Annotated in this window: 11 protein-coding genes; 4 read left to right on the top strand and 7 right to left on the bottom strand. The window is 73.7% G+C overall.

All coding sequences use genetic code 11. The annotated features are described in order from the left end of the window. The first annotated feature begins 68 nt into the window (after nucleotides 1-68). Nucleotides 69-1277, top strand: a complete 1209-nt coding sequence (locus tag VT52_RS08710) for a M23 family metallopeptidase (protein WP_053055430.1) — start codon at nucleotides 69-71, stop codon at nucleotides 1275-1277. A gap of 104 nt (nucleotides 1278-1381) precedes the next feature. On the opposite strand, the gene VT52_RS08705 is transcribed toward VT52_RS08710, so the two are convergent. The 4 genes from VT52_RS08705 to VT52_RS08690 all read right to left on the bottom strand — a co-directional run bounded on the left by VT52_RS08705 (nucleotide 1382) and on the right by VT52_RS08690 (nucleotide 5261). Continuing rightward, nucleotides 1382-1921, bottom strand: coding sequence for a hypothetical protein (locus VT52_RS08705; protein ID WP_053055431.1), 540 nt, complete (start codon nucleotides 1919-1921; stop codon nucleotides 1382-1384). A 2-nt stretch (nucleotides 1922-1923) separates the two neighbouring features. Then, entirely contained in the window at nucleotides 1924-3597 is a 1674-nt protein-coding gene (gene ctaD, locus VT52_RS08700; RefSeq protein WP_420856270.1) for an aa3-type cytochrome oxidase subunit I, read from the bottom strand. A 577-nt stretch (nucleotides 3598-4174) separates the two neighbouring features. Further along, nucleotides 4175-4834 (bottom strand): vitamin K epoxide reductase family protein, encoded by a 660-nt coding sequence (locus VT52_RS08695; RefSeq protein ID WP_053055432.1) that lies wholly within the window; start codon nucleotides 4832-4834, stop codon nucleotides 4175-4177. A gap of 139 nt (nucleotides 4835-4973) precedes the next feature. Then, complete coding sequence (locus VT52_RS08690; protein ID WP_046417503.1) at nucleotides 4974-5261, bottom strand: metal-sensitive transcriptional regulator; 288 nt, start codon at nucleotides 5259-5261, stop codon at nucleotides 4974-4976. Nucleotides 5262-5364: 103 nt separating this feature from the next. On the opposite strand from VT52_RS08690, the gene VT52_RS08685 reads away from it, so the two are divergent. Together VT52_RS08685 and VT52_RS08680 are read left to right on the top strand one after the other, a co-directional pair. Then, nucleotides 5365-7419, top strand: coding sequence for an NAD(+) synthase (locus VT52_RS08685; protein ID WP_046417505.1), 2055 nt, complete (start codon nucleotides 5365-5367; stop codon nucleotides 7417-7419). Between the two features lie 141 nt (nucleotides 7420-7560). After that, nucleotides 7561-9345: a potassium channel family protein gene (locus VT52_RS08680; RefSeq protein ID WP_046417506.1), complete on the top strand. Its 1785-nt coding sequence runs from the start codon at nucleotides 7561-7563 to the stop codon at nucleotides 9343-9345. A 46-nt stretch (nucleotides 9346-9391) separates the two neighbouring features. On the opposite strand, the gene VT52_RS08675 is transcribed toward VT52_RS08680, so the two are convergent. Continuing rightward, nucleotides 9392-11164: a S9 family peptidase gene (locus VT52_RS08675; protein WP_167377669.1), complete on the bottom strand. Its 1773-nt coding sequence runs from the start codon at nucleotides 11162-11164 to the stop codon at nucleotides 9392-9394. A gap of 266 nt (nucleotides 11165-11430) precedes the next feature. Between VT52_RS08675 and VT52_RS08670 the strand changes: the two genes are divergently transcribed. Next, nucleotides 11431-12222 carry an SURF1 family protein gene (locus VT52_RS08670; protein ID WP_206306466.1) on the top strand — a complete coding sequence of 264 codons (792 nt, stop codon included), beginning with the start codon at nucleotides 11431-11433 and terminating at the stop codon, nucleotides 12220-12222. Nucleotides 12223-12317: 95 nt separating this feature from the next. Here VT52_RS08670 and VT52_RS08665 read toward each other — a convergent pair whose 3' ends face one another. Then, a complete protein-coding gene (locus VT52_RS08665) occupies nucleotides 12318-13478 on the bottom strand; it encodes a hypothetical protein (RefSeq protein ID WP_240509687.1) in 1161 nt (386 codons plus the stop codon). Nucleotides 13479-13536: 58 nt separating this feature from the next. After that, on the bottom strand, nucleotides 13537-14214 hold the full coding sequence (locus VT52_RS08660; RefSeq protein WP_079174923.1) for a SigE family RNA polymerase sigma factor: 678 nt from the start codon (nucleotides 14212-14214) through the stop codon (nucleotides 13537-13539). Nucleotides 14215-14258: the final 44 nt, after the last annotated feature.

Here is a 14258-nt window from a genome sequence, read left to right as displayed (position 1 = left end):
GCATGACCGTCGACGACCGTCTCGTAAACCGTGGCCGCATCGGGCAAACACAGGGGGAGGCGTATCGGATGCGTGGCGACGACGGGCGGTCGGTGGCCGGGGTCGGGGGGAGGCAGGGCGCGGCGGAGGTTCTGTACCGGTTTCTGACCGTCGGGGCCGAGGAACGGGAGCGCATGGCGCCCCGGGTGGTCGCCGCCGTGGGGCGGGAGCGGCTCGACGGGATTCTGGAGGTCACGTTCGGCCGGGTCGGCAGGATCACCGGGGTGCGGGACAGTCCCGACGGGCTGGTGATCCAGGGGAGCGAGGGGAACGTCCTCGCGTTCGCGGTCACGCGGGACGGCCAGGAGCTGGACGCGCTGCTGATCGCCCCCGGCGTCCACCGTCCGCCGCGGCTGCGGGTCCCCCGGTGGATGCCGGCGGCGTCGGCCTGGGTGGTGCTCGCGGTGCTGTTCGCCGTGCGTATCGACGCGTGCTGGACGGCTCCCGGCCGGGTCGCCTGGTGCGGTCGGGTGCTCGTCGTCGCGGCCGGTTACCTGGTCGTGCACGGCTGGTTTGCCCCCGCGGAGTTCCCCCGGTGGATACGCCGGCCGCTGCAGGCCGGCGCGCTGGTCGCCCTCGCCTCCGGCTGGCGGCTGCCGCGGCTTCCCTCGTCGGGCGGCGCCGCCGAACTGGTCGTGGGCGTCGGCCTGTGCGCGGGCTTCGGGCTGCTCCTGGTGCGGGCCCGGCGGCACCGCTGGGGGACGGCCGTGTCCCGGCCGCTCGACTTCCCTCTGCGCGGCGGCCGTTGGCTCGTGGCGCAGGGCGGCGGGCGGGGCCTGAACCATCATGCCGCCTTCCCCGAACAGCGCGGTGCGCTGGACATCATCCAGGTCGGGCCGGGCGGCTCCCGGGTCAGGGGCCCGCGCGGCGGGAACGAGAGCTATCTGGTGTACGGGCAGCCCGTGCTCGCCCCGTGCGACGGCACGGTCGTCTCGGCCGCCGGCGTCGTGGAGGACCAGGAGCCCGGTGCCATCCGCTACCAGCCCACCTACGGCAACCACGTGTGGATCGACACGGGCGACGAGGTCGTCAAGCTCGCCCACCTTCGGCCGGGCACCGTGACCGTGGCCGCGGGCGACGTCGTACGGGCCGGGCAGCCGCTCGGTGAGGTCGGCAACTCCGGGAACAGCAGCGAGCCGCATCTGCACGTCCACGCCGAACGGGATGGTCTCGGACTCGATCTGCAGTTCCGGGGAGTCCGGGGTCCGCTGTACCGGGGGCGGATCGTACGCACCTGAGCGCCTCGCGCCGGGAACGCGTGAACGGGCGGGGCGCACGTGTGGATGAGGGAGTGCGCCCCGCCCGGGTCGGGGACGGGGGCGGCCGGTGAGGGTGGTGGCGGTCAGTGAGGGTGGTGGCGGCGGTGGTGCGTGTGGGTGGCGGCCAGGGTGATGAAGAGGGCGAGGACGGCGGCGGGGGCGGTGATGGTGGTCAGCCAGGCGGTCGGGGTGTCGGGGCCCTCGGCCAGGCGGAGGGCCCCGATGACCGCGGCAGCGGTCAGGCCGGTGGCGAGGAGGACGGCGACCACGTGGCGGGTGCGGTCGGGGGCCGGTGGGGACTGGGCGGGGGCCAGCTCCGTCCAGTGGGTGGCGGCTTCCCGGGCCTCGTGGGAGTGGTGGACGAGGGAGCGGACGAGGAGGGCCGCGGCCAGGGAGGTGCCGGCCGCGGCGGCGGTGGCCGGCCACTTCCAGGAATCCGTCGTGAGCAGGAGTACGGCGACGGCCGCCGCCGTCGACCACGCGGTCACGCAGGACGCCGCCCGCACGCGGCGGGACACCGGGCGGTCGGCGCCGGCGCGGAGGTCGGCGAGGGCCGGGAGGTACCAGACTCCGCCGGCGGCGGTCACCGCGGTGGTGGCCAGGGCCAGTAGGGGATGAGCCACGGCTAACTCGCCGCCTCTGCCCCGAGGGCCGCGATCTCCGGGTGGTGCAGGTCGAACGCCGGGGACTCGCTGCGGATGCGCGGCAGGGTGGTGAAGTTGTGCCGCGGGGGCGGGCAGGAGGTCGCCCACTCCAGCGAACGGCCGTAGCCCCAGGGGTCGTCCACGCCGACCGGCTCGGCGTACTTGGCGGTCTTCCAGACGTTGTAGAAGAACGGCAGGATGGACAGGCCGAGGAGGAACGAGCCGATGGTGGAGATGGTGTTGAGGGCCGTGAAGCCGTCGGTGGCCAGGTAGTCGGCGTACCGGCGCGGCATGCCTTCGGCGCCCAGCCAGTGCTGGACGAGGAAGGTGAGGTGGAAACCCGCGGTCAGCGTCCAGAAGGTGATCTTGCCGAGGCGTTCGTCCAGCATCTTGCCGGTGAACTTCGGCCACCAGAAGTGGAATCCGGCGAACATCGCGTACACGACCGTACCGAAGATCGTGTAGTGGAAGTGGGCCACCACGAAGTACGAGTCGGAGACGTGGAAGTCCAGCGGCGGAGCGGCCAGGATCACTCCCGTCAGGCCGCCGAAGACGAAGGTGACGAGGAAGCCGGTCGTCCACAGCATCGGGGTCTCGAAGCTGAGCGAGCCCTTCCACATCGTGCCGATCCAGTTGAAGAACTTCACCCCCGTCGGCACCGCGATCAGGAACGTCATGAAGGAGAAGAAGGGCAGGAGGACGCCGCCGGTGACGTACATGTGGTGTGCCCACACCGTGACCGACAGGCCCGCGATGGAGATGGTCGCGGCGATCAGGCCCATGTAGCCGAACATCGGCTTGCGGGAGAACACCGGGATCACCTCGGAGACGATGCCGAAGAACGGCAACGCCAGGATGTAGACCTCCGGATGGCCGAAGAACCAGAAGAGGTGCTGCCACAGCAGGGCGCCGCCGTTGGCCGCGTCGAAGATGTGGCTGCCGAACTTGCGGTCGCACTCCAGCGCGAACAGGGCGGCGGCCAGGACCGGGAAGACGAGCAGGACCAGGAGCGCGGTCAGCAGCACGTTCCACACGAAGATCGGCATGCGGAACATGGTCATGCCGGGCGCGCGCATGCAGATGATCGTGGTGATGAAGTTGACCGCGCCCGCGATCGAACCGAAGCCGGACAGCGCCACGCCCATGATCCACAGGTCGGAGCCGAGCCCCGGCGAGTGCACCGCGTCGGACAGCGGGGCGTACAGGAACCACCCGAAGTCCGCCGCGCCGTCGGGCGTCAGGAAGCCGCCCGCCGCGATCAGCGAACCGAACAGGAACAGCCAGAAGGCCAGCATGTTCAGCCGGGGGAACGCCACGTCGGGCGCGCCTATCTGGAGCGGCATGATCCAGTTCGCGAAGCCGGTGAACAGCGGCATCGCGAACAGCAGCAGCATGACCGAGCCGTGCATGGTGAACGCCTGGTTGAACTGCTCGTTCGTCATGATCTGGAGTCCGGGGCGGGCCAGTTCGGCGCGCATCAGCAACGCCAGCACGCCACCGACCAGGAAGAACGCGAACGCGCTGACCAGGTACATCGTCCCGATCTGTTTGTGGTCCGTGGTCGTCAGCCACTGGATCCAGGTGGGCCGTGCGCGTCGGTGGGCCGGCTGCCGTGCGCCGGCCGCGGTGGCCTCGGCGCTCGGCCGTTCGGTCATCACCCTGTGTATCTGTGCCTCGTCCACCGGACGGCGTCCCTCCCAGCTGTGCGTGTCGGAGCCGGGCCGGGAAGCGCCACGCGTGGGGGTCGTGGACCCGGCGCTTCCCGGCCCGCCACATGATCGGCCCGGGGACACCCCTCGCCGATAGGGCCCAACAGGCCCGGGTACGGCCGTCGGCAGGGCCGGGCGGCCCCTCTTGGTCCGGCGCCCGCGGTGTGCCCGCGGCACAGCGGGGTGCCGAGGACCGCCCTGTCCCCGGGTACGACCGCGAGGTCCGGCCGCGGTCCAGGCGCACCCGCAGCAGGGGGTCGCCGGCCAGGTCGGCGGCCGGCCAGGTGGCGCACGGCCGCGGCCAGTGGCGGGTGGCGGCGGGCCGGGACCGGTGCGGGGCGGGCGTCGGGGCGGCAGAGCGGGTCGGCGAGCCCCGCCGGCCCCCGGACCCTCCGGCCCCTCGGCCCCTCAGCCCCTGAGCCCCTGAGCCCCTCGGCCTTTTGGCCTTTCGGCCCCCGGCCCCTCGGCCTTTCGGCCCGGCCTCCTTGAGCGCCGTCGTGGTGAGGGCCTCAGGGACGTTCCGTCACAGCAGCGACACCCAGTAGTCCCACCACCGCGTGGCGATCAGCATCACGATGCCCAGGCACCAGGTGAGCGGCACCGCCCAGTGGAACTCCAGCACGCCGGCCACCACGGCGCGGGGCGCGCGGATGACGCCGTGCATCAGGTTGTGCGCGGTGGTGTACCAGAACATCGCGATGGTGGCCGCCCAGGCCAGGCAGCACCACAGGCACAACGCGCCGATGTCGTACAGGGCCTGGCTCATCAGCCACATGCAGAAGCCCGCGCCGAACGACGTGCCCGCGTTCAGGCCGAGCCAGAACCAGCGCCGGAAGCGGGCACCGGACAGCAGGGCGAAGCCGGTGGTGACCACGACGGGGTAGGCGGCGAGGCCCAGCAGGGGGTTGGGGAAGCCGAAGACGGACGCCTGGGCGCTGCGCATCACGTCGGAGCAGGACACCACCGGGCTGAGGTTGCAGGACGGGGTGAAGTGCGGGTCCTGGACCAGCTGGATCTTGTCGATCGTGATCACGAAGGAGGCCAGGATGCCGAGCGCGCCGGTCACGATCAGCAGCCAGGCGAAGGCACGGGAAGCGGTGGCCGTGGCCTCGGGCGGGATCGGCCGGCTGCCGCGCCGGTCCCGCTGCCGAGGGGTGGCGCCGGTGGTCGTGTCACTGGTCATCGGGCGTTCCGCCTTGCCGGAGGTGGTCGGGGGCCGGCGGACCAGTGAAGTGCGGGCGGACGGGCGCGGACAAGGGCCGAACGGCCCGCACGCGGGTGTGCGAGGGCCTCCGGCGCTGCGGAGGGAGTGCTGGGGGGACCTACGCCAGCGACAGGAAGAGCCGCTCCATCCGCGCCTTCATCTCCTGTGCGTCCTCCCCGTTCTTGCGCCCCGACTCGATGTCGGCCACGCACTGCTGGAGCCCGGTGGCGATGATCGCGAATCCGGCGCGGTCCAGCGCCCGCGAGGCGGCGGCCAGTTGGGTGACGACATCCTCGCAGTCCCGGCCCTCCTCGATCATCCGGATCACCCCGGAGATCTGGCCCTGCGCACGCCGCAGCCGGTTCAGCACGGCCTTCAGGGACGCACCCTCAAGCTCCAGTTCCACGCTCACTCCTCAAGAAATACCCCTAGGGGTACTGTACGTCCCCGTTCGGGGCAAAGGCGAGCGCCCGCGACCGCCGTGGAGCAGAAGTTCTAGGCTTCCCCCTGTGAACTTCTGGTCGATCTATCAGCATGGCTTCGCGCGCGTCGCCGCGTGCACGGGCCACACCGTCATCGCCGACCCGGGCGCCAACGCCGAATCGGTCCTGCGCCAGGCGCGCCGGTGCGCCGAGGAGGGCGTCGCCGTCGCCGTCTTCCCCGAGATGGTGCTGTGCGGCTACTCGATCGAGGACCTGCTGCTCCAGGACCCGCTGCTGGACGCGGTCGAGGCGGCCCTGGCGGAGGTGGTCGCCGGGTCGGCGGACCTGCTGCCGGTACTGGTGGTCGGCGCCCCGCTGCGCCACCGCAACCGGATCTACAACTGCGCGGTCGTGGTGCACCGCGGCAAGATCCTCGGCGTGGCCCCGAAGTCGTACCCGCCGAACTACCGGGAGTTCTACGAGCGCCGCCAGATCGCCGCGGGCGACGACGAGCGCGGCGGCACCGTCCGGGTCGGCGGCGCGGACGTGCCGTTCGGCGTGGATCTGCTGTTCGCGGCGGACGACGTGCCGGGCCTGGTGCTGCACGCGGAGATCTGCGAGGACATGTGGGTGCCGGTGCCGCCGAGCGCCGAGGCCGCGCTGGCCGGGGCGACCGTGCTGGCGAACCTCTCCGGCAGCCCGATCACCGTCGGCCGGGCCGAGGACCGCAAGCTGCTGTGCCGCTCGGCGTCCGCCCGCTGCCTCGCCGCGTACGTCTACGCGGCGGCCGGTCTCGGCGAGTCGACCACCGACCTGTCATGGGACGGCCAGACGATGATCTACGAGAACGGGGCGCTGCTGGCCGAGTCCGAGCGCTTCCCGCTCGGCGAGCAGTTCGCGGCGGCCGACGTCGACCTCGACCTGCTGCGGCAGGAGCGGAGCCGGATGGGCAGCTTCGACGACAACCGCCGCACCCATGCCGCGCGCACCGGCGGCTTCCGCACGGTGTCCTTCCTGCTGGACCCGCCGGTCGCCACCGACCTGGGGCTGCGGCGCCGCGTGGAGCGCTTCCCGTTCGTGCCCGCCGACCCCGAGCGGCTCGCCCTGGACTGCTACGAGGCGTACAACATCCAGGTCGAGGGGCTCCAGCAGCGGCTCGGGGCGATCGGCGGCCCCAAGGTGGTCATCGGCGTCTCCGGCGGTCTGGACTCCACGCACGCGCTGATCGTCGCCGCCCGCGCGATGGACCGCGCCGGACGCCCGCGCAGCGACATCCTGGGCTTCACCCTGCCCGGCTTCGCCACCAGCGACCACACCAAGGACAACGCGCACCGGCTGATGCGGGCGCTCGGCATCACCGCGGCCGAGCTGGACATCACGCCGACCGCGCGGCTGATGCTCGAGGAGATGGGCCACCCCTTCGCCGCCGGCGAGCCGGTGTACGACGTCACGTTCGAGAACGTCCAGGCGGGCCTGCGCACCGACTACCTGTTCCGGCTGGCCAACCAGCGCGGCGGCATCGTGCTCGGCACCGGCGACCTCTCCGAGCTGGCGCTCGGCTGGTCGACGTACGGCGTCGGCGACCAGATGAGCCACTACAACGTCAACTCCGGTGTGCCCAAGACGCTGATCCAGCACCTGATCCGCTGGGTGATCAGCAGCGAGCAGTTCGACGCGGAGACCGGCGAGATCCTGGCCGCGATCCTGGACACCGAGATCAGCCCGGAGCTGGTGCCGGGCGAGGAGATGCAGTCCACCGAGTCGAAGATCGGCCCGTACGCGCTGCACGACTTCACCCTCTTCCACGTGCTGCGTCATGGCCTGCGGCCCTCGAAGATCGCCTTCCTGGCCTGGCACGCCTGGCAGGACGCGGAGTCGGGCGCGTGGCCGCCCGGCTTCCCCGCGGCCAAGCGGGTGGCGTACGACCTCCCGGAGATCGTGCGCTGGCTGGAGGTCTTCTGCCGCCGCTTCTTCGCGTTCGCGCAGTTCAAGCGCTCGGCCATGCCGAACGGGCCCAAGGTCTCGGCCGGTGGTTCGCTCTCCCCGCGCGGCGACTGGCGGGCCCCCTCGGACGGCAACGCCCGGGTGTGGCTGGCGGATCTGGCGCGCTTCGACTTCGAGAAGGCGGCGGCCGAGCGCTGACGGCTCCCGGCACGTCCTGCGCGGACCGAACGCCGGTGAACGACACGAGCGTTCGGTCCGCCTGGAACCAGGCTTCCTTCTGAGGCAGTCTTTCCCCTCGTGGCGAGCGTTCCGTTTCAAGGGGGACCCGGCGCACCCCACATGGTGGTGTGCGGGGACGACGGGCTGGCGCACCGGCTGGCGGCCGAGTTGCGCGGGGTGTACGGCGAGCAGGTGACCCTCGTGGTGCCGCCGGCCGAGCGCGCGGCGAGAGGGCCGGTGGTCGGCCGGGCGCGGGCCGCGTCGGCGGCGCTGCTCGACCGGGTGGTCAGCGCGGCGGTCGGAGGCCGGCCCGCCGTGGCGGGCACGGCGGCCGCGCCGGCCGCGGCGGCCGGTGAACCCGTTCTAGAAGCATTCGAGTTGACCGAGGCGGTGCTCGCGGCGGCCGGGGTGGAGCGGGCCACCGCGCTCGCGCTGGTGCACGACGACGACGAGACCAACATCCGCGCCGCGCTCACCGCCCGCCGGCTCAACCCCCGGCTGCGGCTCGTACTGCGGCTCTACAACCGGCGGTTGGGCCAGCACATCGAGGAACTCCTGGACCAGGCGGCCGCGTTGGCCTACGACGGCGGAGACGACTCCGGCGCGGAGGCGTCGACGACCGTGCTGTCCGACGCCGACACCGCCGCGCCGGCGCTGGCCGCGACCGCGCTCGCGGGCACCAGCAAGGTCGTGCAGACCGAGGGGCTGCTGCTGCGGGCGGTGGAACGGCCGCTGCCCGCCGACTCGGGCCCGCACACCCTCGCCCTGCTCTCGGTCGGCGACCCCACCGGAACGGCCGGCGGGGACCAGGAGCCGCGGCTGCTGCCGGCCGACGAGGAGGTGCGGGGCGCCGCCGGGCGGACCGCGATCGTGCTGGAGCAGGTGTCGACCGCGGGCGGGCCGGAGTCGGCGGCACGCGGGGCGGGGGTCGTCCCCTGGCTCAACTCGCTGTTCTCGCGGCGGCTGCGGTGGTCGCTGGCCGGCCTGGTCGGCTGTGTGCTCGCGATGGCCGTCGCCCTGTGGGTGGTGACCGGGATCCATCCGGTGCGGGCCTTCTACCTCACCCTGCTCGACATGTTCGCCATCGACGACCCGGCGCTCGGCGCGCCGCTCGGCCGCCAGCTGCTCCAGCTCCTGTCCGCGCTGGTGGGGCTGCTGCTGCTGCCGGTGCTGCTGGCCGCCGTCCTGGAGGCGCTGGGCACCTTCCGCACCGCCACCTCGCTGCGCAGGCCGCCGCGCGGGCTCGGCGGGCATGTGGTGCTGCTGGGGCTCGGCAAGATCGGCACCCGGGTGCTGACCCGGCTGCGGGAGCTGAACGTGCCGGTGGTGTGCGTCGAGTCCGACCCCGAGGCGCGCGGGCTCGCCACGGCGCGACGGCTGCGGGTACCGGTGGTGCTCGGGGACGTCACGCAGGAGGGCGTCCTGGAGTCCGCGAAGATCAACCGGGCGCAGGCGCTGCTCGCGGTGACCAGCTCGGACACCACGAACCTGGAGGCGGTGCTGTACGCGCGGACGGTGCGGCCGGATCTGCGGGTGGTGCTGCGGCTGTACGACGACGACTTCGCCACGGCGGTCTACCGGACCCTGCGCGCCGCCTATCCGCACGCCCTGACCCGGAGCCGGAGCGTGACGCATCTGGCGGCGCCGGCGTTCGCGGGGGCGATGCTCGGCCGGCAGGTGCTCGGCGCGGTGGCGGTGGAGCGGCAGGTGCTGCTGTTCGCCGCGGTCGACGTGGACGGTCATCCGATGCTGGAGGGCCGGACGGTGGACCAGGCCTTCCGTCCCGGTTCCTGGCGGGTGCTGGCGCTCGCGGGCCGCAGCGACACCCCCGCCGACCATGTGCTGGCGAAGGGGGACCGCGTGGTGGTCGCCGTCACCCGCAGGGGCCTGGCCGCCCTGCGCTGACCCCCGCGGCGAGGTGCCGCGGGGGCCGGGCGGCCGGGCGGGGCGGCTACGCCGGGAGGTGCCGCCGTGCGAAGTCCAGCTCCAGCGCCACCTGCTTGATCCGCTCGTCGACGACCAGGGAGCCGTGGCCGGCGTCGTAGCGGTAGACCTCGTGGGTGGCGCCGAGGGACTGGAGGCGATGGATGTAGTTGTCGATCTGGCGGATGGGGCAGCGGGGGTCGTTGACACCGGCCGAGATGTAGACCGGGGCCTTGACCCGGTCGACGTAGGTGAGGGGGGAGGACGCCTCGAAGCGCTCCGGGACCTCCTCGGGGGTGCCGCCGAGGAGGGTGCGGTCCATGGCCTTCAGGGCCTCCATCTCGTCGTGGTACGCCGTGACGTAGTCCGCGACCGGGACGACCGCGATACCCACCGTCCACGCCTCGGGCTGGGTGCCGATGCCGAGGAGGGTGAGGTAGCCGCCCCAGGAGCCGCCGGTGAGGACCAGGCGGTCGGGGTCGGCCAGGCCCGAGGAGACCGCCCAGTCGCGGACCGCCGCCACGTCCTCCAGCTCGATCAGGCCGACCCGGTGCTTGAGGGCGTCGGTCCACGCGCGGCCGTACCCGGTGGAGCCGCGGTAGTTGACCCGGACCACCGCGTACCCGTGGTCGACCCAGGCGGCCGGGCCGGAGGCGAAGGAGTCGCTGTCGTGCCAGGTCGGGCCGCCGTGCAGGTCGAAGACGGTGGGCAGGGGGCCGCTCGCGCCCGCCGGCTTCTGGATCAGGGCGTGGATGCGGCCGCCGGGCCCCTCCACCCAGACGTCCTCCACCGGCACCGACGGCGGGCACTTCATGCCGGGCGGGTCCAGGACCACACCGCCGGCGGTGGACCGCACCACCGACGGCTCGGCGGAGGAGGACCACAGGTACTCCACGCTGCCGTCCGGGCGGGCGGTCGCCCCGGAGACGGTACCGGGCGGGGTGGGGACCCTGGTCAGCTCGCGGCTCGCCAGGTCGTACCGGAACAGTTCGCTGCGGGCCTCGAAGCTGTGCGCGATCAGCAGGCCCGAGCCGTCCGGATACCACTCGGCGCTGACGTCGCCGGGCAGCTCCAGGGCGAGGTCCGCCTCCTCCCCCGTGGACACGTCCCACACGAGCGGCTCCCAGCGGCCCCGGCGCTGGTGCCCGATGAGCAGCCGGGTGTCGCCGTCGACCGGGGCGAAGCCCAGCACCTCCAGGCCCAGCTCCTCGGCGCCGCCCTTGGTGTCGTCCAGTTCGGCGACCGTCGAGCCGTCCGGGCGCAGCACGCGCAGCGCCGCGTGCATGGCGTCGCCGTGCTCGGTGTGCTCGATGGCGATCAGGGAGCCGTCGTGGGAGAGGTCGCCGACGCCCGCGGACTCGCGGTGCCGGTAGATCTCCACCGGGTCCGCGCCCGTGCGGGCCAGGTGGATCGTCGTGCCCTCCTCGTCCGTGGAGCGGCCGACGACCGCGGTGTGTCCGTCGCGGGCCAGGGCGAGGCCGGCCGGGTAGGAGGGGGCGAGGCCCGGGACGGCCGGCTCGTCGGCACCGCCGGTGAAGGGCTGGCGGCGCCAGACGCCGAACTCGTCGCCGTCCTTGTCGTCGAACCACCAGATCCAGGCGCCGTCCGGGGAGAGCGTGCCGTCCGTCGTGCCGTTCGGCCGGTCGGTGGCCTGGCGCTGCTCGCCCGTCGCGCGGTCCCACGCGTACAGCTCGTACGTCCCCGTCGCGTTCGACACGAACAGGGAGCGGTCCGGCGCGTCCTCGGCCCAGTCGGGCAGGGACACCCGCGGCGCCCGGAACCGCTTCTCCCAGTCCGGCATGTCCGCGCTGCCCGGCGTCTGCGGTGCGCTCGGCGTCGTGCTCTCAGTCTTGGCCCCAGTCATGCGCCCATACTGCCTGGCCGCCGCGACAATTGTGCGGCGGGTGAGCGCGGCCTGTGGACGACTTTCCCGCCACGGGCTCCCCGGACGCGGGCAGCGGCGTGCCGGCGGGCCGCGCCGTCGGCCCCCCTGGTCCAGCGCGCCCGGGGCCCGCAAGGGCTGACCCGCGGGCGGGACGATGCGGCGGGCGCCGTACCGTGGGAGGCGTGTACCGGTTTCTGCTGACTCCGCGCTGGTGGGGCATCAACGTTTTCGTGCTGCTCGCCATCCCTTTCTGCATCTTCATGGGGTCCTGGCAGCTGAGCCGGTTCGAGGGGCGGGTGCACGAGGAACACGCCGCGAACCGGCAGGCCGCGTCCGACGCCACGCAGGCGGCCCGCCCGCTGGACTCGATGCTGCCGGTCGACAAGGCGACGTCCGGGCGGCGGGTGTCCGCGCACGGACGGTACGGGACGCAGCTGCTCGTGCCCGGCCGGCAACTGGACGACAAGAACGGGTTCTACGTCCTGACACTGCTGCGGACCGACAGCGGGAAGTCGCTCCCCGTGGTGCGGGGGTGGCTGCCCGGGACGGCGACCGCGGCGAAGGCGCCGACCGCGCCGCGCGGCGAGGTGACGGTCGTCGGTGCGTTGCAGGCGTCCGAGACGCCGGGGGACAACGGGGTCAGCGCCCAGGGCGGGCTGCCCGCGGGGCAGACGGCGGCGATCAGTTCGGCGGCGCTGGTCAATCTGGTGCCGGACCACCTGTACGACGCGTGGGTGACGCTGGACCGGGCGGACGCCGGGATGAAGGCGGTGCCGGCGTCGGCGCCGGACGGTACGGGACTGGACCTGAAGGCGTTCCAGAACCTCGGGTACACCGGGGAGTGGTTCGTCTTCGCCGGGTTCACGGTGTTCATGTGGTTCCGGCTGCTGCGGCGGGAGGTCGAGGCCGCACGGGACGCCGCGCTGGGCCTGGCGCCGGAGGAGTCCGTGCCGGTCTCCGTGTCCGGCGGCTGACCGGGGTCCGGGCCGGCCGGGCGCGGGGACCGCTCACCGCAGCGCGCCGGGTGCCTCCCCCGGCGGGGTCCCCGGCGCCCGCCCGTGCCGGCCTCCTACGAGACCGCCAGTACCCCCGTGTAGTACACCGTCCCCGCGCACTCCCCCGGCACCTTCGCCGAAGCCGTGGCGCCGCCGGCGGCCGGGGTGTGGGTGACCAGGACACTGCCGTCGGCGGTGGCGCCCGTGCCCAGCTGGGGGGCGGGGCCGGCGGAGCTGCCGGTGTCGGCCGCCGTGCCGTCGCTGGGGGTGGGGGACGGATCGGGGCTCGCCCCGCTGTCCGTGCCGCCGGTCGGGCCGCCCGCGGTGGGGCAGGTCTCGGAGGGGACGAAGGCGAACTTCTCCTGGTAGGCGGCACCGGGCTGGAGGACCAGGCCCGCGGCCTCCTGGGAGGGGTCGGGAAGGCCCGCCGCCGCGTCGCCCGCCGCATGCCGCACCACGGCGATCTTCGCGGGGTCCGCCGCGCCCTGCGCGCTCGCGCCCACCGTGCCCGCACCGCTCACGGAGCAGGGGCCGGAGGAGGTGTTGGTGACGCGGAACGCGCCGTACACGATCCCCGTGGAGTCCGGCGCGGCCGCGCTGCCCGTGACGGAGCCCAGCTGGGCCGGCGTACACACCGGGACGCCCGCGGCCAGGGTGGCCGAGGGGTTCGCGCCGCCGGCGGCACCGGCGGCGCCCGCGCCCCCGCCGCCCTGCTCCCCGGGCTTCCCGGGCCCCGTGCCGGGCCGGACCGGTCTGCCGGCCGTGCCCCTGCCGTCGCTCGCCGAGCCGCCCTTGTCCTTGTCGTGTCCCGTGCCGGACCGCGCCTGCGAGGACTGGCCGGCCATCGCGGTGTCCGGGTCGGAGCCGCCGGAGTCGGAGACGTGCACCAGGGCCGGGATCGCCGTACCGAAGAACAGGGCCGCCGCCGCCATGCCCACGGCTGCCTGCCGCTTGCGGGCCCGGCGCGCGGGGACCGCCCGGCGCAGCCGCTCCAGCGTGCCCGCGCCCGGCTCGATGCCGTCGACCGCGGAGTGCAGCAGCCGCCGCACCGACGCCTCGTCCGAGCCGAGCCCGCCGAGCGTCTGGGCGAGCCATTCGCCCTCGACCCCCGGACGCGTGTTCGGGTCCGCCGAGCCCGGCTCCCCGCCGTCGGGGGAGCCGAAGAAGTCGGCGCGCCGGCGGTCGCGTTCGGGTTCGAGCCCCTCGGTGCTCCGGTCGTCGGGGCCGTGGTTCACAGTTTCGTTCCCAGCGTGCGGTGAGGTGTGGTGGTGGCGTCGTGGTGCGGGCCGTAGGTCATGACGATTGCTCCATGGCCACCCGCAGCGCGGCGATGCCGCGCGAACCGTACGCCTTCACCGAGCCCAGGGAGATGCCGAGCGTCTCGGCGACCTGGGCCTCGGTCATGTCCGCGAAGTAGCGCAGGACCAGGACCTCCCGCTGGCGGCGCTGGAGCCCCTTCATCGCCTTGATGAGGTCACGGCGCTCCAGCCGGTCGTACGCGCCCTCCTCCGCGCTCGCCATGTCCGGCATCGGCTTGGCCAGCAGCTTGAGGCCGAGGATGCGGCGGCGCAGCGTGGAGCGGGAGAGGTTGACGACCGTCTGCCGGAGGTAGGCGAGGGTCTTCTGCGGGTCGCGGACGCGTTTGCGGGCCGAGTGGACCCGGATGAAGGCCTCCTGGACGACGTCCTCGCAGGAGGCGGTGTCGTCGAGGAGGAGGGCGGCGAGACCCAGCAGCGAGCGGTAGTGCGCCCGGTAGGTCTCGGTGAGATGGTCCACGGTGGTGCCGGCGACGGCATCCGCGGCCACGGGATCGTCGGCGCCGTCACGCTGACCGGGTATGCGGGCGGGCCGCGCGGCTGGCATGGGCGCGATCACCGGCATGCCGCCGGGCGTGCGGGGACGCAACGCCGCGCGCGGCGGCCGAAGGGCCGCGGCGCCGCGGCCCCCTGTGAGTTCCAGTACCTCTGCCACGCCTGTTGGACACGTCTGCCCCCGCCAGGGTTGTACGCGCCGGG

Origin of the sequence: Streptomyces malaysiense (assembly GCF_000980885.2) — a bacterium.
Classification (GTDB): domain Bacteria; phylum Actinomycetota; class Actinomycetes; order Streptomycetales; family Streptomycetaceae; genus Streptomyces; species Streptomyces malaysiense.
The sequence above is the reverse complement of the archived record's forward strand: the minus strand, read 5'-3'. Positions and strand labels throughout refer to the sequence as shown.